This window comes from Microbacterium sp. GXF0217 (genome assembly GCF_054798195.1).
In genome coordinates, this window is sequence record NZ_JBSJZG010000004.1 from 198,800 (window position 1) to 219,148 (window position 20,349).

Consider the following 20,349-nt stretch of genomic DNA (forward strand, 5'->3'; position numbering starts at 1 on the left):
TTTCTCGCGCGCGGCGTGGTTTCTCGGCTTCCGCTCCCTGGGAAGGACTCCGCATGCCCCTCGTCCCCACCCGCGACCTCGTCGCCGAAGCCGTCGCCGCACGACGAGGCATCGGGGCGTTCAATGTGGTCCACCTCGAGACCGCCGAGGCGTTCGTTTCGGCATCCGAGGCCGCAGGACTGCCCGTCATCCTGCAGATCTCGCAGAACTGCGCCGACTACCACGGCGGGCTCGAGCCGATCGGCCTCGCGACGCTCGCGGTCGCGCGACGGGCCGAGACGCGCGTCGCCGTGCATCTCGATCATGCCGAGCGGCCGGAACTCGTCGATGAGGCGATCGATCTGGGATTCGGATCCGTGATGTTCGACGGCGGTGCGCTGCCCTACGACGAGAACGTCGCCCTCACCGCACAGGTGGCCGCCCGTGCTCGCGTCGCCGACGTCCACATCGAGGGCGAGCTCGGCGAGGTCGGCGGCAAGGACGGTGCGCACGCGCCCGGGATCCGGACGGATCCGGACGAGGCGCAGGCGTTCGTCGCCGCGACCGGGGTGGATGCCCTCGCCGTCGCGGTCGGCAGCTCGCACGCGATGACCGAGCGCAGCGCCGTGCTCGACATCGCGCTCATCCGCCGGTTGCACAGGGCACTCGATGTCCCGCTCGTGCTGCACGGATCGTCCGGCGTCCCGGATGCCGTTATCGTGGATGCCGTGCGCGCCGGTATGACGAAGATCAACGTCTCCACGCGCTTCAACGACGTCTTCACCGGCGCGATCAGGGAGCGGCTGGACGCGGACGCGACGCTCGTCGACTCGCGCCGGCACGTCGGACCCGCTCGTGCGGTGGTCGCCGCCGAAGCCGCCAGGATGCTGCGCCTGTTCGCTCTGACCGGAGCGGCGTGAAGCGCGCGGCGCGGCTGAGCGCGATCCTCGACCTGCTCGCCGCCGAGGGCGAGGTGACGATCGACCAGCTCGTCGAGCGATTCGGCGCATCGCCGGCGACGAGTCGGCGGGACCTGGACAGCCTCGCCGAACAGCGACTGCTGACCCGGACGCACGGCGGCGCGGTGGCACAGTCCGTGGCCTACGAACTGCCGGTGCGCTACAAGAGCCACCTGCGCACCGATGCGAAGGAGCGGATCGCGCGTGCAGCGGCCGCCCTCGTCGAACCCGGCGCGACCGTCGGACTCTCCGGCGGCACGACGACCACCGCGCTCGCCGCCGCGCTGGCCGCGCGCCAGGACCTCGGCGAGATCACCGTGGTCACGAACGCCGTCAACATCGCCGCCCAGCTCGCGACCCGGCCGGATATCAAGGTCGTCGTGACCGGCGGCGTGATCCATTCCCGCAGCTACGAGCTGGTCGGTCCGTTCGTCGAGCAGCTGCTCTCCGGCATCCACCTGGATGTCGCTTTCATCGGCGTGAACGGGATCTCGGCGGACACCGGAGCAACCACCCACGACGAGCGCGAGGCCGCCGTCAATCGGATGATGGCCCAGCGCGCCGAGCGGGCGGTGATCGTGGCCGACTCCGACAAGGTCGGAGCCGTCGCCTTCGCGCAGGTCGGCGATGCGACGCTCTTCCCACTGCTCATCACGGATGCGGGCATCGCCGATGCCGCGGCGGACGCACTGACCGACGCCGGATTCGGGATCCTGCGCGCGGAGTGAACCCAGTAGGGGCGCCGCGGTGTTCCCCGCGACGCCCCCCGAGCAGTCGATGTCGATCCTCTGCGCTCCCCAGCGCGCAACTCCCCAGTATCGAAGATCCCCGCGACCTCCCTCGCGCCTCCCCCTTTGGCGCTTCCGCGTGACATCGTCTGAACATCAAGAGCGGCATCCACCGGATCTGATACATCGAATCGAGAAATTCTTCCGGCGACTTCTCGCCCGGTGAGACGGCGGCTCTCAGAGGGCCGTTCCGTGCACTTGGAACGGCGTCCGCAGGCCGGTCGCATCGGATGCCGCGGCGAGCGCCACCGCGGGATCGTGACCCGCGCTGAGACCGGTGTGCACGGTGGCGAGCAGTTCGCTCGCCACGTCGTCCGCGACCACGGTCGGGGCGGCGATCACCGCGCGGGTGCCGGCGTGCAGCCACACCCGTGTCATCCCGAGCGCCTCCTCGCCCCAGCGCACGGACGAGCGGCCGAGCTCGCACGCGGACAGCACGACGGTGTCCGGAACGCGGGGGATCAGGTCCACGTCGTACCCGAACAGGGTTCCGTCGACGAGCTCGAACCCGGCGAACAGCGGATTGTCCACGGTGTGTCTGCCGTGGGCGGCGATGTGCAGGACGTCGACCCGGTCGGCGAGCGCCGTCACGGCATCCACCCGCGCATCCGATCCGATGAGCACGGTGGCGTCCCGCCAGGCGGACGCCGCGGCGTGCGTCTCCTCGGCCGCGCGCGGGACGCGCGGGCCGGCGGCGAATCCGGCCGATCGCGCGTTCCGTGCGGCGCCACGATCCTCGAACCAGCGCGACACGGAGGGGGCGAGCACGAAGGGGATCCCCGCCACCTGCGGGAGCATCCCCCAGGGGATGCCGCCGAGCGCGCCGGGGACGGTGAGGATGAGGCGGGACGCATCGCCTGCCACCGCGAGCACCGGTGCGAGCAGGGCGTCGCCGAGCACACGCATCCGCTCGTCCAGCGCCCCGCTGACGATCGCCGCCATCGGCCCGGAGCGCACCGCCGCGGCGACGTCGAGGTCGGCGCGCAGACCCCGGGTCGCCCGCTCCACGTCTGCCCAACGCAGCCGGACGATGCGGGCATCGCTCACCGTGGTGATCACGCACACCAGCTCGTCTCCGGTGAAGACGTAGGACAGCACGGCGGTGCCGGCGTCGAGGACAGCCCGCACCTCGTCGACCCCGACGCGGCGACGCGCGTCGCCGGCGCCGGTGGCCGTCCACTGCCGTTCGCGGACCCGGTCGCGCAGCGCGCGCACCTGAGGGTGCGTCGTCCATTCGCTTCCGGTCAGCTCGGCGCGCAGCATCCGCAGTTCTGCCAGATCGGATGCCAGGGTCGGGTCGTGCGGCGGGCGGACGGGGACGACCTGCTGGCTGAGATGCCTGGCTCGTTCCGACCAGTCGAACAGGATGCCTGGATCACCGCTCGCGGCCGCAGAGCGCAGCCCCTGGAAGATGAGCTGCGTGCCGTGCATCGCGACGGACGCCTGCAGGTCGAGCGCGCCGAACGAGCGCTGCCAGTCCGTGAGCAGGTCGAGCCCGTCGGCGACGTGCCGGCGCGACGCGGCACCGCGAGATCGGGCGGCGCGCGCTTCGGCGGCGCGCAGCCTCAGCGGGGTCGGGGCGTGACGAGGCATCCGCGGCAGGGGTTCCGGCGCGCGGCCGCTTCTGGCCGCCGCCACGGCAGCGCTCAACCGTACGGCGGTGGCCTCGGTGGGAAAACCCGCCTCTGTCAGTGCGGCGGCGGCGGCGGCGAACTCCTCATCGCGCGGCGGTGACCCTGAGGCCAGCAGCGCATCGAGTCGGACCGCTGTGCTGCGTGCGGCCCAGCTGTCGCTGCCCTGCGCGCCGAAGCGACGCGCCGCGGTCCCGGCGACTTTCGCTGCCCGTTCCGGATCGTGCTGCAGCAGCGATCGGGCGAGGTGGAACTCCGCCTCTGCCCTGGCCTGACGCATCTTCGCCGCGCCGAAGATCACGGCCACGGACTCGAGCAGATGCTCGGCTTCGTCCACGAGGCCTGCGTCGCGCAGCACCTCGGCGCGGTCGAGATCGCTCATGGCCGCGCTGACATCGGACTCGGCCGCGATCACCGGGCGCGAGCGCGCCATCAGATCGAGGGCAGCGAGCAGATCGCCCGCCAGCAGCGCGGCATAGCCGAGATTGTGCCGGGCTTCGGCTTCGGCGGCGGCATCCCCGGCCGATTCGTAGATCTCCGCGGCCCGTTCGAGGTCGGCGGTGCAGCTTTCGAGCGCACGCCGCTGCATGTGCACGAGCGAGCGGTTCATCAGACAGTTCGCCAGCGCGACACCCGAGAGCCCGTCCACCGCGCGGGTCAACAGGGTCTCGGCCTCATCGAGCCGCCCGGCCCTGGTGCAGATCAGCCCGAGCTGACCGGCGAGGATGGCTGTCGTCTCCGGACTGATGCCGTTGCTCGTGAGAGCCTCCCGCACGAGCGCTTCGCCCCCCGTCGGATCGCCGCTCTGCGCGAGCGCGTACGACATGCTGCCGGCGATGCGAGCTCGCAGATCGGCATCGGCGTCCGGTGCGGCGGCAGCGCGCGTGAGCAGACGGCGCGCCTGAGCGAAGCGCTGCGCGTCGAGCGCTTCGCGTCCCCGCTCCCAGAGCTCCCGGCCCGAATTCCCCATCCGTCCAGGATGCCGTGTTCCCGGCGCCCTCGCGAGCGCATGACGTCGTCGCCGTCACCGATCGTTCACCCGACGTTTCGTTACAAGTACGGCGGTCTCGTAATTCCCGGACACCTCCACGAGTTCGAATACAGGTGTTCTCGCAATTCCCCCCCATTCGAAAGGTTCCGCCATGCGCCGTTACACCCTCCCTGCGGTGGGCATGCTCGGTATTGCCGCCCTCGCCCTGACCGGCTGCCAGTCCCCGGAGGCGGACGCCGCCGACGCGGCTGACGCGCCCATCACGATCGCCACCCTGCCCGCATCCGACGACCCGACCCAGGAGAACCCCATCGAGGCTCTCGTCGAGCTGCTCGAGGCGGAGACCGGCCGCGAGGTCGAGGTCACGGACGTGCCCGATTACCTCAGCGTCGTCGAGGCGATCCGCAACGACCACGTCGACATCGGAATCATGAGCGGCTTCCCGTCCGCGCTCGCGGTCAACACCGGCGAGGTCGATGCGCTTCTCGCGTGGAAAGGCTCGGACGACCCGGTCTCCACGTGCGTCGTGCTGGAGGACTCCCCGATCCAGACGCTCGAGGACCTCGAGGGCAAGACCGTCGCCTTCGCCGACCAGGCGTCCAGCTCCGGCTACTTCATGCCCGTCTACATGCTGCACGAGGCGGGTCTCGAGCAGGGCGAGGACTACGAGGCGATCTTCGCCGGCGGGCACGAGGGCAGTTTCGCAGCCCTCGAACAGGGCCAGGTGGATGCCGCGTGCACGGCGATCATGCTGACCGAGCTGGGCGCACCGATGTTCCCGTTCGCGGATGGCGAGTGGCGCGGCGTCGGCGAGAGTCCGGCCATGGACGTGATGGGCACGGTCCTCGCCCGCCAGTCGCTGGACGACGAGACGCGCACGCAGCTGGAAGAGGCCCTGCCGAAGGCCTTCTCCGAGGAGAACGCCGAAGCGCTCGCCGCCTACAGCTCCTTCATCGGCCTCGAGGTCGAGATCGCACCGGACCCCAGCATCTTCTCCTCCTTCGCCGAGATCGCCTCGGTCGCGGGCGTCGAACTCGAGGACCTGGAATGAGGACGGTGACGACGACGGATGCCGCGGCGTCCGCGCCCCGTCCGACCGGCGTTCCGGTGACGGCGGCCGAACTGCGGCAGGCGCTGCCGCTCGTGACCGTGCGGGATCTGCGGGTGTCGTATGAGAAGAACGCCAAGCCGGTGCTCGACGGCGTCGACCTCGACCTCTTCCCCGGCGAGACCGTCGCCCTGCTCGGCGCCTCGGGCTCCGGCAAATCGACGCTCATGAAGAGCCTGACCGGATTCGCGCCGATCTCGGGCGGATCCGTCCGGGTCGCCGGCCACGACGTCACGAACCTCGCCCGCGGCGAACTGCGGACCCTGCGCAGCGAGGTCGGCCAGGTGTTCCAGCAGTTCAACCTCATCCCGCGGCTCAGCGTGCTCACGAACGTGCTCACCGGCGGCCTGCATGGCGCCGGTGCGATCAACCTCGTGGGCGGATTCTCCACGGCGCAGCGCACGAGGGCGCTCGAACTGCTCGACAGGGTCGGCATCGCGCACAAGGCCACCGAGCCCGCGCGTTCGCTCTCCGGCGGTCAGCAGCAGCGCGTCGCAATCGCCAGGGCGCTCATGCAGCAGCCGCGGGTGATCCTCGCGGACGAGCCGGTGGCGTCGCTCGATCCCAAGCTCGCCGGATCCGTGCTGCGCCTGCTGCGCGAGATCGCCACCGAGGATGGCATCCCGGTGCTGGTCAGCCTGCACGTGCTGCCGCTCGCGCTCGAGCACAGCGACCGCATCGTCGGCCTTAGGCACGGCGAGATGCTTGTCTCCGGTGCGACCGCTGACCTGGATGCCGACGCGCTGTCCGTGCTCTACGACGAGGAGGAAGACGATGACGACGAACACTGAGCCCCGTGCGCGGCGCGAGGCGCCGCAGCTGTCCGAAGCCGAGCGCGATCGCCTGGAGCGCGCGTTCCGGATCCCGCGGACGCGGTTCCTGATCGGCATCCCGGTGGCCATCGGCATCCTGCTGTGGTCGGCGAGCGGCGTCGGGTTCGACTTCGCCGCACTCGCCGACGGCACCGTCAACATGGCCGAGTTCATGTCGCGGCTGTTCCCGCCGGACTTCTCCGACATCGGAACGATCCTCGCGCTACTGGTCGAGACGCTGCAGATGGCGATCATCGCCACCGTTCTGGGTGCCGTGCTGTCGCTGGTCGTCGCGTTCGGCGCCTCGTCGAACATCGCGCCCAAATGGCTGTACTACCCCTCGCGCTGGGCGATGAACATCATCCGCTCGGTGCCGGACCTCGTGTTCGCGCTCATGTTCGTCTCGGCTGTCGGTCTCGGGCCGTTCGCCGGCATCCTCGCCATGACCCTCGGCTCGCTCGGCTCGATCGGCAAGATCTTCGCCGAGGCCATGGAATCGGTCGACGACGGCCCCATCGTGGCGATGCAGGCGGTCGGCGCATCGAAGCGGCAGATCATCCAGTACGGCATCCTGCCGCAGGCCGCACCTCTGCTGGTGTCCTACACGCTGCTGCTGTTCGAGGGGAATGTCCGAGGCGCGACGATCCTCGGGCTCGTCGGCGCCGGCGGCATCGGCCTCGAGCTCACCACGGCGATGCGGATGTACGACTACGGACACCTCAGCGCCATCATCATCTGCATCGTCGTGCTCGTCACGGCGATCGACCAGGGCAGCGCCCTCATCCGAAGGAGAATCACATGACCACCATCGAACTCACCCTGAGCGCTCCGGTGAACCTGCGCGACCTCGGAGGCATCGCCATCGACGGCGGCGTGCTGCGCGAAGGCGTCGCGATCCGCACGGACGACCTCGCCTACGTCACGCCCGAGGTGGCCACGGAGCTCGTCGCGAACGGCCTCACCGCGATCATCGACCTCCGCTCGCCGCTCGAGGTCGAGGTCACCGGCCGCGGTCCGCTCGGCGCGCACCCGATCGCGTACCACCACCTGCCACTCATCGCGGATGTCTCGCAGTCGCATGACGAGGAGGACTTCAGCCACGAGGGCATGGGGCGGATGTATCTGCGCATGGTCGAGGATGCCGCGCCGCAGCTCGTCGTCGCGCTGAACGTCATCGCCTACACCCCGGGTGCCGCGGCGTTCCACTGCGCTGCCGGCCGCGATCGCACCGGCGTCCTCGCCGCGATGCTGCTGCTCGCACTCGGTGCCGGCGACGACGACATCGTCGCGGACTACTCCCGCACGGGAGACAACATGGTCGCGATCATGACGCGCACCGCACCCGTGATGGGGCACATGTGGAAGGCGCTCGGCCACGATGTGGACGCGCTGAAGGCATCGACCGCGCTGCTGGAGGGCTCCATGGCGGTGTCGATGCGGGCGCTGCTCGCGGCGCTGCGCGAACGGCACGGAGACGCCCTGGCTCCCCTGCGGGCCGCAGGGCTGAGCGACGACACTGTGGCGAGGCTGCGCGAGCGGGCGCTGGTCGCATGACGACGACGGATGCCGGGACTGCGGTTCGCCGCGGCCCCGGCCGTCCGCGCGATGAGGACATCGACGTCCAGGTCATCGCTGCGACGCTCGCGCTCATCGACGCTGAGGACGAGGTGACGGTCTCGCGCGTGGTCGCGCGCAGCGGGGTGAGCCGCGCGGCGCTTTACCGGCGCTGGCCGTCGCTGACGGCTCTCATCGCCGCAGCGCTGGACGTGGGCCGCACCGTGCCGCCGGCCGTCCCCACCGACGGCGACCTCCGTGAGGCGGTGTTCACGGCTCTGCTGGGAGCCCCGACCTCCGTCACCGCTGCCGGTTACTCCGAGGTGCGGTTCCGTCAGCGGATCCGGCTCGTGATGGGAGATCGCGCGCTGCAGAAGGCGTACTGGGAATCGCACGTCTCGCGTCGCCGCGTACCAGTGGAGAACGCGTTCCGTGCGGGCATCGAGCGCGGCATCCTGCGCGCGGACCTCGATGTCGCAGCGTGCTTCGATGCGATCGCCGGTGCGGCGTACTACCAGATCGTCGTGCGCGGCGACGGCATGGACGCCCCCGGCACGCGCGAGCGCCTGCACACCGCGTTCGACGTGGTCTGGCGCGGCATGCAGGCGTGACGCCCGATCAGGACATCGGCGCGTCCGGGGGGAGGACCGCCAGCACGGCATCCACCGCTGCCTTCACTCCGGACGTCGGCACCTTCGTCGAGGCGTTGAGCGACGGGGCGAGCGCTGCCGCGATCCGGCCGGCCACGTACGGGGCGGCGAACGACGTGCCGCTCCACGCCGCGAACCCGCCGCGGTAGTCGTCCGGATCGACCGTCTGCCGGTCGAAGCCGTCGAGATCGGCCCTCGTGGCCGCCTGCGCTCCGCCCGTGAACGCGGGCGTCGTGGAGACGACCGCGGCACCGGGGGCGTACGTGCGCACCCACGGGCCGACGTTCGAGAACAGGGCCAGCGACCGAAGCGACGGATTCAACGCACCGACCGAGACGTGCGGCACGCCCTTGTCGCGCTGCAACCCGTTGTCCGCTCCCGGCCAGGCCCAGAGGGACGCCGGGAAGGCAGGGCGATCGACGGCGTCGTTGCCCGCGGAGCAGACGACGACCATTCCGGCCTCCCTCGCCGTGCGCAGCAGCTCGTACAGCGTCAGGGAGAAGCGGCCGTCGGTCGGTGTCTCGTGGTAGTACCCCAGCGAGAGATTGAGGACGTCGATCGGGTGGCCGTCCGCCTCGCCGGAGACCCACCTCCGGTGCAGCTCGATCACAGCGGCGAGCGAGGAGAGGAACGTGCTCTCATCGACGACGCCGAGGGAACCGGCCACCCGGATCGACACGAGATCGGCATCCGGCGCGGTCTGCCGCAGGATGCCGGCGATGAACGTGCCGTGGCCCGCGACGGCATCGATCTCACCGTCGAGCTGGCCGTACAGGTCGGGGTAGCGCTCGGGATCATCGTCCCCGATGAGTCCGATCGGCACGCCGTCCAGGGTGAGGCCCCGGGTCACGATCGTGTCGGGGAGCCAGGCGTGAATGCCGCAGCCGGTGTCCAGGACCGCGATCACCGCGCGACGACCGCCCTTCTTCGGGTGAGGCCCGCGGGCCGGCTCCGGACCGATCCAGGCGATCGGCTGGCGTCCGCCGCGGCCGGGCTCCAGATAGTCGTCCGTGCCCACGGATCCTGCCCCGCGGACGGGGTTGGACCGAGTGAACGGGTTGGATCGGGTGAACGGGTTGGAACGGGTGAACGGGTTGAGCCCGACCGGGTCGATCGACAGCACGTGCTCCAGGCTCGCCCGCGGCATCGGGCCGCCGCTGATCTTGCGAGCGCGCTGCAGCACCCGCCAGGCATCCGGGGCGATCGGTGATTCGCTGCCCTCCAGCTCGTCGGGTGTCGTCAGGTGCGCCCGACGGAGCCCAGGGACTCCGGGAAGGCTGTCCGTGCGCAGACCCGTGCGCACCAGATCGGCCTCCTCGAGGTTCAGCCGCCAGCCGAAGGAGCGGGCGGCGTCGGTGAGGATCTTCAGGTCGCGGTCATAGGCGCCCTGATCCTCCTCGAGTCGCTCGGCGATCAGCATCCGCGTCGGCAGATAGGCCGTGGGGTAGGCGCGGATCCCGTCGACGGGATCGATGCTCGGATCGAGCGCGGTGCCTCGAGGGATCGACCCCTCGGCTCTGTCCTGCCAGCTCCAGTTCCTCGGCTGATCCATGCGTGTCCCCTCCCGGCGGCACAGCCGCCGCGTTCATTCCCCCGTGGAGCTCACACCTCGAACTGAGGCGTGAGCAGATCCTTGGCGTCCCCTGCCGTGACCGCCTGCACGCGGCAGAGCCCCGGCGGCACATCCTCGAATGCGAACCGGCCGTGGTCGGCCGGCTGCGTGGTCCAGGTGCGTTCGCCCTGAGACAGGCGCACCTCCGAGGCATCGGTGTCGATCCACCCGTCGATGCGACGCCGCCCGTTCTCGGCGCGGCTGACATGCAGCAGCACCGTGGCCGAGCCGTCGCTGAACTGCATCGTCGTGGTCTCGGCATCGCCTCTGACCGGCGACTCGATGCCCTCCATCAGTGTGAGCAGCGCGTACTCGCGGGAGAGGTCGGCGACCGCGACCACCGCGACCATGCGGTCGGCGAGATCCGCCGGCATCGGGTCATGGAGGTCAGCGGCTGCCCTGAGGGCGGCGAACAGGTCGTCGTCGCTCATCGCGCACCCCCGGCATCCGTCAGCGCGGTGCGCAGTTTGGTCAGGCACCGTTGCCGCGTCGGGCCGATGCTTCCGATCGGCATGTCGAGGTCGGCGGCGATCTTCGCGTAGTCCGGCCGGTCGTCGAACGCCACCACGCGCAGCAGACGCTGACAGCGGTCGGTGAGCGTGGCGAGGGCGGTCCACAGGCGGGCGGCCTCATCGGCATCGGAGATGCGATCCTCGGTGGACTGCTCGTGCGGAAGCATCGGATCGAGCACCTCATCGGCCGTCGCCGTCGCGAGCCGGTGCTGCTTCGCGACCCGCCAGGCCTCACGGCGGGCCGTGACGGTCAGCCAGCCGGAGATCGCCTGCGGATCCGCAACCGATTCGTGACTGCGCACGAGGGCGAGCCACGTGGTCTGGACGACGTCCTCGGCGAGCGTGCGTTCGAGTCCGTACGCGCGCACGACATGCCAGAGCACGGGCGTCATCAGACGCACCAGCTCGTCCATGGCGCGCGCGTCGCCGGCACGCCAGTCAGCGAAGAGGGCTGCCGCGCGTTCCCAGCGCGCGGTGCCATCGCTGACGGCGCCTTCGGGGGAGGCGTCGGTCATGATGCTCATTGTGCTCACACCTACCAGGAGCAGGGCAAGAGCTTTCTGATACATGGACGGCGTCCGGATACCGTAAAGGGGTGATTCCCCTCGCGATACTCCTGTTCCTGAACGCCGCCTTCAACGTGATCGTGTGGCCCCGCTTCTACAAGCGGGTCGTGCAGGATCCCCGCGCGAGGGATGCCGAGGGCAGGCCGACTGCGTTCTTCAAGGTGCACGTGGTGCTCATCACGATCGCCCTGGTGCTCGCTCTCGTGTCGGCGATCGCCGGGGTGGCGGCGTTGGCGGGGGCGCTGTAGCCGGGCGGTGCGCGGTGCCGGTCTGGAAGGAGAATGCCGCCTTCCGGCCGGGAGAACCGGCGTTTCTCTTTCCCCCGAGCTCGCGGCGTGACCGCGTGTCAGGCACGGGCGACGGGCTGCTGCAGCTCGGTGACCCAGTCGGACTGATCGTCCGAGACCGCGCGGACGTACAGCTCCCGACACGGTCCGGACGGCACGAAGCCGCGCGCGACGATCTCGGTGTGGATCTGTTGCCAGCTCACGGCGATCCGATCCATGGACCCCAGGTGGATGCCGCAAATCGCCAGGTCGGATGCCGGAAGGTCGACGAGTTCGAACCCGTCGCGTGCCGAACCGGCGTACGCGTAGCCGGCGGTGACCTCCGTGCCCTCCTCCGTTGCCGAGTACTGGGCGATCGGCGTGGTCAGCGATCCCTTCTCGTCGCCGATGATGTCGGCGACCGCGTCGAAGGCGGGGCCGACCGCGCCGGCAACCTCGGACTGCGATGCGACGGTCGCGCGACGAGCCGCCAGGCGGACGGCGGGGAGGGGTTTCTCGATGATCTCGATGATGGACATCTGGTTCTCGCTTTCGATGAGGTGGAGCCGCCGTTCCACGTCGACGAGTCGTGCTGCCGCCAGCCGGTGCTCCTGCTCGACCTCGGCCCGGCGGATCCGCAGCAGGGCGCCGATGCGCTCGGCATCCACTCCCTGTTCGAGGATCAGGGCGATATCGTCGAGACCGAACCCGAGCTGGCGCAGCGCCACGATCCGATGCAGCCTGTCGAGCTGTGACGGATCGTACGAGCGGTAGCCGCTGAACTCGTCCACGTGGGCGGGTACGAGCAGCCCGGCGGTATCCCAGTGCCGCAACTGGCGGTGGGACACCTGGCCGATCTGCGCGAACGCTCCGATGGACAACATGCTTCTGTTCTCCCGCCTCACACGGTGTCAGAGTCAAGCATCCCAGGTCAGCGCATCTCGAACTGCTTCGCGTGCGCGGCCCAGCCCGCCTCGGCGGGGAGCGCGTGCAGACCCCGGTTCGCGACGGCCAGGACGACCGACACCGCGCAGAGAGCGGCGGCGAACAGGATCGTGTTCTGCCGCCCGACGAGCGTGAGGCCGAAGCCGGCGATGAGGGGCGCGAGCGGCATGGCGCCCATCCCGAGGACTCCGGCGGCGCTGTTCGCTCTGCCCAGCAGTTCGGTGGGCGTGGCCACCATGAAGTAGCCCATCATCGAGGCGTTCAACGCGGGCAGCAGGAAGACCGCCGCGCCGAGCACTGCCGTGATCCACCACGGGTTCTCGATCACCGAGACCGCCGCAGCGCCCACGGTGGCTGCGATCAGGCCGGTGATCGTCAGCGTGCCGGCCTTGACGCGGGGGACGAGCGCGGGGGCGACCAGCGCGCCGAGGAGCATGACCGCGCCGAGTCCCGCCGACAGCGATCCGATCGTGAGCTCGGAGTAGCCGGACTGCTGCAGTCCGTATACGACCGTGGTGATGGCGGCGTTGAAGCCGAGGTTGATGATCGTCGTGAGCAGCAGCACGCCGCGCAGGTCGGGGCGCGAGAACAACCAGGCGAACCCGTCGCGGATCTCGTGCCAGGCGTTCGGAGAAGCGGGAACATCGGCATCTGCGTCGGCGCCTCGGCCTGCGACGCGGCGTCCGGCGGACATCTCGTCCCGGTTCTCCGAGACGCCAACGGATGCCGCGACATCCGCCGACGCATCGGCAACGCCCTCGCGGCGGACGGAGCGCCGCAGCACCCATGCCGTGGCACCGGAGACGACGTACGCGAGCGTCATCGCGGCGCCGACGAGCCACGCTCCGACACCGAGCAGCAGACCGCCGAGCGGCCCGCCGGCCAGGCGCAGCGCGGCATCCCGCCCCTGGTTCGCCGCCTGCGCCCGACCCATCGTCTCGTCAGGGACGATCTCCTTCAGCGCGCTTTCGCCGGCGGGATCGAACAGCCCCGCGTGGATCATCATCAGCACTTCGATGATCAGGATCGTGGTGAAGGTCAGCGCGTCGGCGACGGCCAGCAGCGTGAAACCCGCCGCGAGGATCGTGGCGATGCCGGCGCCGAGCAGCATCAGTGCGAGGCGGCCGTGTCTGTCGGCGAGGACGCCGCCGTACAGCGTGGTGACGAGCCGCACGACCATGCCGACGCCGGCGATGGTGCCCGCCTGGGCCGGATCGTTCGTCACGGCGAGAGCGATGAGCGGGATCGCGAAACCCGCGAGCGACGCCGCCAGGCCCTTGCCGGTGTCGCTGATGAGCCAGAGCACGTACCGCGCGTTGCTCCAGAGTCCGGCGGGCTTCACTTCTGTCGTGGTCATGACCCCCACGATAGATTCGCAGGTTTATTTGCGCAAGTAAAATCGCGCAAATAAGGCTGGATAGACTTCCGACATGGCTGAGTCGACGGATGGCGGCGAGATCGCCGAGCGGACGATGACGACGGCGATGCTCAAGGTGTTCGCCAACCCGCTGCGTCGGCGGATCATGCGCGTGCTCGCCAAGCGCGAGTTCGTGCGTGCCGCCGACATCGCCGAGGATCTCGGGGAGCCGGCGAACAAGATCAGCTTCCACCTGCGGGTGATGGCGGATGCCGGGCTCATCGTCGAGGCGCCGGAACAGGCCAGGGACGGACGCGATCGCGTGTGGACGCCGATCAAGGACTCGTTGCGCGTCAGGGCCTCGACGACGGACCCCGACGATATGGCGTTGAGCGACGCTGTGATCGCCGCCCTCGCCGAGGATCACCTCGAGATGGTGCATCGCCTCGTGACGCACTCGACCTCGCTCGCTGCACAGGATCCGGCCGATCACGGGACCCTGAGCGTGAGCAATCTGAGTCTGACCGAGGTCGAGTACACGGCGCTGATGGACAAGCTCAACGCCGCCATCATCGACGCGGAGCGCACGCGCGACAAGGGCGCCGCCCACGCGCGCGTCTGGCAGATCGACATCGTCGCCGCTGACGACACGATCTGAGGGTCGGATGCCGCGGCATCCGACCCTCAGATCCGACCGTGCGCTTACGGAATCGTCCTCCGGAAAGCGAGGAACGAGATCACCGAGAGCACCGCCACGGCGACGAGGCCCCAGAGCGCAAGTCCCATCGCCCCGAGGTCGAGGATCCCGACCCAGACGTGACCCCAGAGCTCGAACCGCGTGGCGATGAAGATCAGCCCGAGGAGCACGAGGGCGATCGCGAAGCTCGCGATGATCAGGACCATCTGACCCCAGCTCTTGTAGATCGTCGCCCCGGTGAAGCCGATCAGGAAGAAGAACAGCGCGAGGGTGAAGTAGACCACGAAGGCTCCGAGCGGCCCTGCCTCCCACAGCCACGGCAGATAGAAGACGTACCCGTTCACGCCGTACCCGTTGGTGAGCAGCTCGATGCCGCCGCCGATCAGGAACAGCACCCCCATCAGCGCGCTGCCGAGGATCGCGGTGAGCAGTGTGCCGAGGAAGAACTCCCGCCGGGTGATGCTCATGGCCTGCGAGAACGGGAAGGTGAGGGTCATCGCCGACATCCCGATCGCGAAGAAGTACCACAGTGGCGCCTGGCCGCCACCGCCGTACTTGGGCTCATCGACGGGGATCATCGCGTAGATGAGCACCGAGATGACGACGGCGGCGCCGAGGATCATGAGCGGGTACCAGATGAAGGTCCCCTTGTTGATCAGCTGCAGTCGGATGACGTTGAGCGTGCGCATCAGCGGACCTCCTCCGTGGTCGATGCGGTGCCGGCTTTCTGGGTGAGTCGGACGACGAGCTGCTGCAGTGACACCGGTGCCAGATCCAGACCGGATGCCGCGATGCCGGCGCGTTCGTCGTCGGTGAGTGCGCCGAGCACGGTCACCGAGGCGACCCGGCCGAGCGCCTCGCGGTGCAGGATCTCGCGTCCGACGGCCCAGGCGTCCACCTTCTCGGCATCGCCGATGACGGTGACCGCGCGGTCGCGCACGGCATCCGTGTCCTCATTCAGCAGGATCTGACCGTTGTCGATGACGATGACCTTCTCGATGAGGTTGGAGACCTCGTCGATGAGATGCGAGGAGAGGATGATCGTCCGCGGGTGCTCGGCGTAGTCCTCGACCAGGCGGTCGTAGAAGATCTGCCTGGCCACGGCATCCAGTCCCAGATACGGCTCGTCGAAGAAGGTGATCTCGGCGCGGGAGGCCAGCCCGATGATCACGCCGACAGCCGAGAGCTGCCCGCGGGAGAGCTTCTTGATCGTCGTCTTCATGGGCAGCTGGAACTCGGCGATCAGTTCGTCGGCGAGTTCCTGGTCCCAGTTCTGGAAGAACAGGCTGGCAGCCTTGAACGCGTGCTTCGGATAGGCGTCGTCCGGATACTTCTGGCTCTCGCGTACGAAGCAGATCCGACCGAGCACATGCGCGTTCTCGTACGGGTGCTCGCCGAAGACCTTGACGGTGCCGGAGGACTCGAAGTTCTGCGCCGTGAGGATGGACATCAGCGTGGTCTTGCCTGCGCCGTTGCGGCCGAGCAGGCCGTAGATGGCACCGCCTTCGACCGACAGCGACACGTTGTCGAGCGCGCGCTTGTCCTTGTAGCGCTTGGAGAGGTTCTGCACCTCGATGACGGCGGTCATGCGGGGTTCTTCCCTTCTGTGGTGGTGGATGCTGCCGCGCGTTCGCGCAGCAGTGCGGCGAGGTCCTCTGCGCCGAGACCGAGGGTCCTGGCTTCGGCGAGGAGGGGATCGATGTAGCGGTCGGCGAACGCGGAGCGGCGCTCGCCGAGGAGCAGGTTGCGGGCGCCGGCGGTGACGAACATGCCGATGCCGCGTTGCTTGTACAGCACTCCCTTATCGGTGAGCATGGCGACTCCCTTGGCTGCGGTGGCGGGGTTGATCCGGTAGAAGGCGGCGAGTTCGTTGGTCGACGGAGCCTTGGACTCCTCCGCCAGCGAACCGTCGACGATCGAGTCCTCGATCTGCTCGGCGATCTGCAGGAAGAGCGCTTTGCCTTCTTCGATCACGATGCCTCCGGGTGGTTGGTGGGTTAGTTACTTGACTAGGTAACCATGAAACCTGGCCACGTGTCAAGGGACGTCAGGAATGGCGACCCCGGGTGTGGAACAGCAGTTCGCGGACGACCGGCTCGCCGAATCGGATGCCGGTGCCGACGGGGCGCGCGAACCGGGCGCCTAGGGTGGGGTGGTGTCCGAGTTCCCGTACGAGCGCCTGCGGCGCTTCCCCGACGTCGAAGCGCCGAACCTGCAGGCGCACGATGCGACCGATGTGCTGCTTGTCGAGCGGGGGATCGCCCTCGCCGCTGAGCGCGGACTGACCGGTGCCGACATCGCCGTGATCGGCGACGCGTACGGCGCGATCACGCTTGCCCTTGCCGATGACGGATTCGGGGGAATCCGCGTGCATCAGGACCTCGCCACCGGGCGGCGGGCGCTGCGTAACAACGCCGCCGCTCTCGGTGTGGGCCGACTTCCGGACGCTCACGGCGTGTCGGACGATATCGAGGGCGGACGCCCCGGGGGCCATCCGGAAGTCGGCACGGCGTTCGCACCGCACGAGCTGGATGCCGCGCTGCTGACCGGTGCTCGACTGGTCATGCTGCAGCTGCCGAAGGCGCTCGCCGAGCTCGAGGAGATCGCGGATGCCGTGGCCCGATGGTCCGCGGACGATGTCATCCTCGTGGCCGGCGGCCGCGTCAAGCACATGACCCTCGCGCAGAACGACGTGCTGGGTCGCTCGTTCGCGCGAGTGCAGCCGCAGCGCGCGGAGCGGAAGTCGCGCCTGATCATCGCCGACCAGTCCCGTGGCATGCCCGAGCCGCCGCCGTTCCCCGTGTTCGAGGAGCACGGAGAGTTTGGGCTGACCATCGCAGCGCACGGCGGCGCGTTCGCCGGTGCCCGGATCGACATCGGCACACGTGCGCTCCTCGAGGCGCTCGGCCGCGTCCCGTCCGCCGAGACCGTCGTCGACCTGGGCTGCGGCACCGGGGCGCTCGCCGCCGCCTACGCGCTCGCCCACCCCGATGCCCGCGTGATCGCCACGGATCGGTCGGCGGCGGCCGCGGCATCCGCTCGCGCGACCATGGCCGCGAACGGCCTCGCCGAGCGCGTCCTGGTCACGCAGGACGACGCAGGATCGGAGCTTCCGGATGCCTCGGCCGATATCGTGCTGCTCAACCCGCCGTTCCACCTCGGAACGAGCGTGCACACCGCCGCGGCGACGCGCCTCTTCGAGGCCGCAGCGCGCCTGCTGAAACCGGGCGGCGAGCTCTGGGCGGTGTACAACTCGACGCTCGCGTATCGGGCTGAACTGGCCCGTCTGATCGGGCCGACCGAGCAGGTGAATCGCACCGCGAAGTTCACTGTCACGCGCAGTTTCCGACGCTGAGCCGGATACGCGGATGCATCGCCTAAGTCCCCGTTCAGGCGACGATTCCGAGGGCATCCGACACGCCGTCGATTTGCCCTGACCAGCCATTTTGTTACGGTGGAAGGCGGGCATCATGCCCGAAGACCAGTCCGCGGGCGCGTCCTTCTTTCGATTCTGCAGCAGCTACGAAGAGGCGCGCACGTACGGTCGATGTTCTATGCGGTGGATCCGAAATCCGCCGCCTGTGCCGCCATGCAGCTCTGTCGAAACGGCCTTGTGAACATCACCCGGGCGCAACCGAAGCGGGCTCACCGAGACCCTGAAAACGGTGAGCCGCGGGGGAAACGTGACTGAAACCGCACTTGTTGCGCGCCATCTGTTCAAGGTATTCGGACGGAACCCGAATCAAGCCGTCCGCCGCCTGAAATCCGGCGAAACCCGTGACGACGTCCTCGACGCCGGAACCGCTGCCGTCATCGACGCCAGCTTCTCCGTCAACAAGGGCGAGATCTTCGTCATCATGGGCCTGTCGGGATCCGGCAAGTCCACCATCATCCGCATGCTGAACGGTCTGCACGACGCGACCGACGGCGACGTCACCGTCGGCGGCGACCAGATCACCGGCATCCCGGCATCGCGGCTCCGCGAGATCCGCCGCGACAAGGTGTCGATGGTGTTCCAGCACTTCGCACTGCTGCCGCACCGTACGGTCGCCGCGAACGTCGCCTACCCGCTCGAGCTCCGCGGGGTCGGCAAGACCGAGCGTCTCGCGAAGGCCGAAGAGGTCCTCGCGATGGTGGGGCTGCACGGCTGGGGGGACAAGCTCCCCTCGCAGCTCTCCGGTGGAATGCAGCAGCGCGTCGGCATCGCCCGCGCGCTCGCGGCCGACACCGAGATCCTGCTCATGGACGAGGCATTCAGTGCGCTCGACCCGCTCATCCGCCGTGAGATGCAGGAGCAACTGCTCGAACTGCAGCAGAAGTTGCAGAAGACGATCGTGTTCATCACGCACGACCTCAACGAGGCGATGTTCCTCGGCGATCGGATCGCGGTCATGCGCGACGGGCGGATCGTCCAGATCGGCACGCCGGAGGACATCCTCACCGATCCGGCCAACGACTACGTCGAGCAGTTCGTCCAGGACGTCGACCGCGCACGCGTGCTCACGGCCGCCAACGTCATGGAGCTGCCGCGTCCGGTGGTTGCCGAGACGACGGGCCCCCGCACGGCGCTGCGCCAGATGCGCGACGCCTACATGTCGGCGGCGTACGTGACCGGTCGCGACCGCAAGCTCGTCGGCATCGTCACCGACCGCGACGCGATCAAGCTCGTCCGCAAGGGCGAGACGTCGCTCGCCTCGATCCTCAAGCCCGTCCCGCAGAGCGTGGGCGAGGACGAGGTTCTGATGAACCTGTTCGTCCCCGCTGTGGAGTCTCCGCTTCCGCTGGCGGTCGTCGACGCGGACGGGCGCCTCGTCGGCGTCATCCCGCGCATCACCCTGCTCGCCGCCCTCGGCCCCGGCCCAGGGGCCACCGAGGAGATCACGCTTCCGCTCCGGCCCGTTCCGCAGGCCGAGATCGATGCCGTGCTCGATGAGGCGCAGGATGCCGCGGCCACCGCGGTCGAAGGTCAGGCTCCCGAGAAGGAGGTGCTGTGATGGATGGCTTCCGCATTCCGATCGGAGAGTGGGTCGCATCGGTCGTCGACTGGGTCAAGGACAACCTGGCCGCGCTCCTCGATGTGATCTCGTTCGTCGTCCGCTTCCTCGTCGACGGGCTGACCGACATCCTGGTCGGCACGCCGTTCCCGATCATGATCGTGATCTTCGCGCTCATCGCGTGGCTCGTCCGCTCGTGGCAGATGGCCGTCGGCACCGGCATCTCGTTCCTGGTCATCGTCTCGATGGGCCTGTGGGAACTGTCGATGCAGACGCTGGCGCTCGTCCTGGTGTCGGCGCTCGTGGCGATCGCCATCGCAGTCCCGCTGGGCATCTGGTCGGCGCGCAACGACACCGTCCGGATGATCCTGAAGCCGGTCCTCGACTTCATGCAGACCATGCCGGCCATGGTGTACCTGATCCCGGCGATCGTGTTCTTCAGCATCGGCGTCGTCCCCGGTCTCGTCGCGACCGTGATCTTCGCGCTGCCCCCCGGCGTGCGCCTCACCGAGCTCGGCATCCGCGGAGTCGACTCCGAGACCGTGGAAGCAGGGCAGGCCTTCGGTGCGAAGCCGGGTCAGATCCTGCGCGGCATCCAGCTGCCGCTCGCGATGCCGTCGATCATGGCCGGCGTCAACCAGGTCATCATGCTCTCGCTGTCGATGGTCGTCATCGCCGGTATGGCCGGTGCGGACGGACTCGGCAAGGAGGTCGTCCTGGCGATCTCGACCGTCAACACGGCCAAGGGCGTCGAGGCCGGCCTCGCCGTCGTGCTGATCGCGGTCTACCTCGACCGCGTCACCGCAGCCCTCGGCACGCCGAACGAGTACTCGTCGTCGCTGCTCGGGGCTCTCTCCCGGCGTCGTGCGGCACAGCAGATCCAGGCAGCGGATGCCGCGGCATCCGTCCCGGCCTGACACAGCACCAC

The 20,349-nt window shown here is 69.1% G+C and carries 21 protein-coding genes; 12 read left to right on the forward strand and 9 right to left on the reverse strand.

Annotation, left to right across the window (positions count from 1 at the left end):
• Nucleotides 1-53: 53 nt before the first annotated feature.
• On the forward strand, nt 54-899 hold the full coding sequence (locus tag ACWAT3_RS10085; RefSeq protein ID WP_460798085.1) for a class II fructose-bisphosphate aldolase: 846 nt from the start codon (nt 54-56) through the stop codon (nt 897-899).
• A complete protein-coding gene (locus ACWAT3_RS10090) occupies nt 896-1,666 on the forward strand; it encodes a DeoR/GlpR family DNA-binding transcription regulator (RefSeq protein ID WP_460798087.1) in 771 nt (256 codons plus the stop codon). Before ACWAT3_RS10085 ends, ACWAT3_RS10090 begins: the two co-directional genes overlap by 4 nt.
• A gap of 237 nt (nt 1,667-1,903) precedes the next feature.
• Here ACWAT3_RS10090 and ACWAT3_RS10095 read toward each other — a convergent pair whose 3' ends face one another.
• Nucleotides 1,904-4,327, reverse strand: a complete 2,424-nt coding sequence (locus ACWAT3_RS10095; RefSeq protein ID WP_460798089.1) for a CHAT domain-containing protein — start codon at nt 4,325-4,327, stop codon at nt 1,904-1,906.
• Nucleotides 4,328-4,499: 172 nt separating this feature from the next.
• On the opposite strand from ACWAT3_RS10095, the gene phnD reads away from it, so the two are divergent.
• From phnD to ACWAT3_RS10120, 5 genes are read left to right on the forward strand one after another with little or no spacing between them, the layout of a single operon-like run.
• Complete coding sequence (gene phnD / locus ACWAT3_RS10100; protein WP_460798091.1) at nt 4,500-5,399, forward strand: phosphate/phosphite/phosphonate ABC transporter substrate-binding protein; 900 nt, start codon at nt 4,500-4,502, stop codon at nt 5,397-5,399.
• Nucleotides 5,396-6,247: a phosphonate ABC transporter ATP-binding protein gene (locus ACWAT3_RS10105; protein ID WP_460798093.1), complete on the forward strand. Its 852-nt coding sequence runs from the start codon at nt 5,396-5,398 to the stop codon at nt 6,245-6,247. The genes phnD and ACWAT3_RS10105 overlap by 4 nt, the downstream gene beginning before the upstream one ends.
• Entirely contained in the window at nt 6,231-7,070 is an 840-nt protein-coding gene (gene phnE / locus ACWAT3_RS10110; protein ID WP_460798095.1) for a phosphonate ABC transporter, permease protein PhnE, read from the forward strand. Before ACWAT3_RS10105 ends, phnE begins: the two co-directional genes overlap by 17 nt.
• Nucleotides 7,067-7,822, forward strand: a complete 756-nt coding sequence (locus ACWAT3_RS10115; RefSeq protein ID WP_460798097.1) for a tyrosine-protein phosphatase — start codon at nt 7,067-7,069, stop codon at nt 7,820-7,822. Before phnE ends, ACWAT3_RS10115 begins: the two co-directional genes overlap by 4 nt.
• The gene (locus ACWAT3_RS10120; RefSeq protein WP_460798098.1) at nt 7,819-8,433 is read left to right on the forward strand and encodes a TetR/AcrR family transcriptional regulator; all 615 of its coding nucleotides are present in this window, start codon (nt 7,819-7,821) and stop codon (nt 8,431-8,433) included. The genes ACWAT3_RS10115 and ACWAT3_RS10120 overlap by 4 nt, the downstream gene beginning before the upstream one ends.
• A 7-nt stretch (nt 8,434-8,440) precedes the next feature.
• On the opposite strand, the gene ACWAT3_RS10125 is transcribed toward ACWAT3_RS10120, so the two are convergent.
• The 3 genes from ACWAT3_RS10125 to ACWAT3_RS10135 are packed head-to-tail and all read right to left on the reverse strand — an operon-like array spanning nt 8,441 to nt 11,111.
• On the reverse strand, nt 8,441-10,024 hold the full coding sequence (locus tag ACWAT3_RS10125; RefSeq protein WP_460798100.1) for a S8 family peptidase: 1,584 nt from the start codon (nt 10,022-10,024) through the stop codon (nt 8,441-8,443).
• A gap of 50 nt (nt 10,025-10,074) precedes the next feature.
• Complete coding sequence (locus ACWAT3_RS10130) at nt 10,075-10,515, reverse strand: hypothetical protein (RefSeq protein WP_460798102.1); 441 nt, start codon at nt 10,513-10,515, stop codon at nt 10,075-10,077.
• Complete coding sequence (locus ACWAT3_RS10135) at nt 10,512-11,111, reverse strand: RNA polymerase sigma factor (RefSeq protein WP_460798104.1); 600 nt, start codon at nt 11,109-11,111, stop codon at nt 10,512-10,514. The genes ACWAT3_RS10130 and ACWAT3_RS10135 overlap by 4 nt, the downstream gene beginning before the upstream one ends.
• Nucleotides 11,112-11,191: 80 nt before the next feature.
• Here ACWAT3_RS10135 and ACWAT3_RS10140 point away from each other — a divergent pair, with 80 nt between their 5' ends.
• Entirely contained in the window at nt 11,192-11,410 is a 219-nt protein-coding gene (locus tag ACWAT3_RS10140; protein ID WP_460798106.1) for an SCO4848 family membrane protein, read from the forward strand.
• Between the two features lie 98 nt (nt 11,411-11,508).
• Here the strand turns inward: ACWAT3_RS10140 and ACWAT3_RS10145 are convergent, their stop codons facing one another.
• On the reverse strand, nt 11,509-12,312 hold the full coding sequence (locus tag ACWAT3_RS10145) for a MerR family transcriptional regulator (RefSeq protein WP_460798108.1): 804 nt from the start codon (nt 12,310-12,312) through the stop codon (nt 11,509-11,511).
• A 47-nt stretch (nt 12,313-12,359) separates the two neighbouring features.
• Nucleotides 12,360-13,730 (reverse strand): MFS transporter, encoded by a 1,371-nt coding sequence (locus ACWAT3_RS10150; protein WP_460798110.1) that lies wholly within the window; start codon nt 13,728-13,730, stop codon nt 12,360-12,362.
• Between the two features lie 73 nt (nt 13,731-13,803).
• Here ACWAT3_RS10150 and ACWAT3_RS10155 point away from each other — a divergent pair, with 73 nt between their 5' ends.
• The gene (locus ACWAT3_RS10155) at nt 13,804-14,388 is read left to right on the forward strand and encodes an ArsR/SmtB family transcription factor (RefSeq protein WP_460798111.1); all 585 of its coding nucleotides are present in this window, start codon (nt 13,804-13,806) and stop codon (nt 14,386-14,388) included.
• A 44-nt stretch (nt 14,389-14,432) separates the two neighbouring features.
• Here ACWAT3_RS10155 and ACWAT3_RS10160 read toward each other — a convergent pair whose 3' ends face one another.
• From ACWAT3_RS10160 to ACWAT3_RS10170, 3 genes are read right to left on the reverse strand one after another with little or no spacing between them, the layout of a single operon-like run.
• Complete coding sequence (locus ACWAT3_RS10160) at nt 14,433-15,116, reverse strand: hypothetical protein (RefSeq protein WP_460798113.1); 684 nt, start codon at nt 15,114-15,116, stop codon at nt 14,433-14,435.
• The gene (locus tag ACWAT3_RS10165; protein ID WP_460798115.1) at nt 15,116-16,015 is read right to left on the reverse strand and encodes an ABC transporter ATP-binding protein; all 900 of its coding nucleotides are present in this window, start codon (nt 16,013-16,015) and stop codon (nt 15,116-15,118) included. The genes ACWAT3_RS10160 and ACWAT3_RS10165 overlap by 1 nt, the downstream gene beginning before the upstream one ends.
• Entirely contained in the window at nt 16,012-16,401 is a 390-nt protein-coding gene (locus ACWAT3_RS10170) for a GntR family transcriptional regulator (protein WP_460798116.1), read from the reverse strand. The genes ACWAT3_RS10165 and ACWAT3_RS10170 overlap by 4 nt, the downstream gene beginning before the upstream one ends.
• A gap of 181 nt (nt 16,402-16,582) precedes the next feature.
• Between ACWAT3_RS10170 and ACWAT3_RS10175 the strand changes: the two genes are divergently transcribed.
• The 3 genes from ACWAT3_RS10175 to ACWAT3_RS10185 all read left to right on the forward strand — a co-directional run bounded on the left by ACWAT3_RS10175 (nt 16,583) and on the right by ACWAT3_RS10185 (nt 20,338).
• Nucleotides 16,583-17,782, forward strand: a complete 1,200-nt coding sequence (locus ACWAT3_RS10175; RefSeq protein WP_460798118.1) for a class I SAM-dependent methyltransferase — start codon at nt 16,583-16,585, stop codon at nt 17,780-17,782.
• A 328-nt stretch (nt 17,783-18,110) separates the two neighbouring features.
• Nucleotides 18,111-19,421 carry a quaternary amine ABC transporter ATP-binding protein gene (locus ACWAT3_RS10180; RefSeq protein WP_460798120.1) on the forward strand — a complete coding sequence of 437 codons (1,311 nt, stop codon included), beginning with the start codon at nt 18,111-18,113 and terminating at the stop codon, nt 19,419-19,421.
• Nucleotides 19,421-20,338 (forward strand): ABC transporter permease, encoded by a 918-nt coding sequence (locus tag ACWAT3_RS10185; protein WP_460798121.1) that lies wholly within the window; start codon nt 19,421-19,423, stop codon nt 20,336-20,338. Before ACWAT3_RS10180 ends, ACWAT3_RS10185 begins: the two co-directional genes overlap by 1 nt.
• Nucleotides 20,339-20,349: the final 11 nt, after the last annotated feature.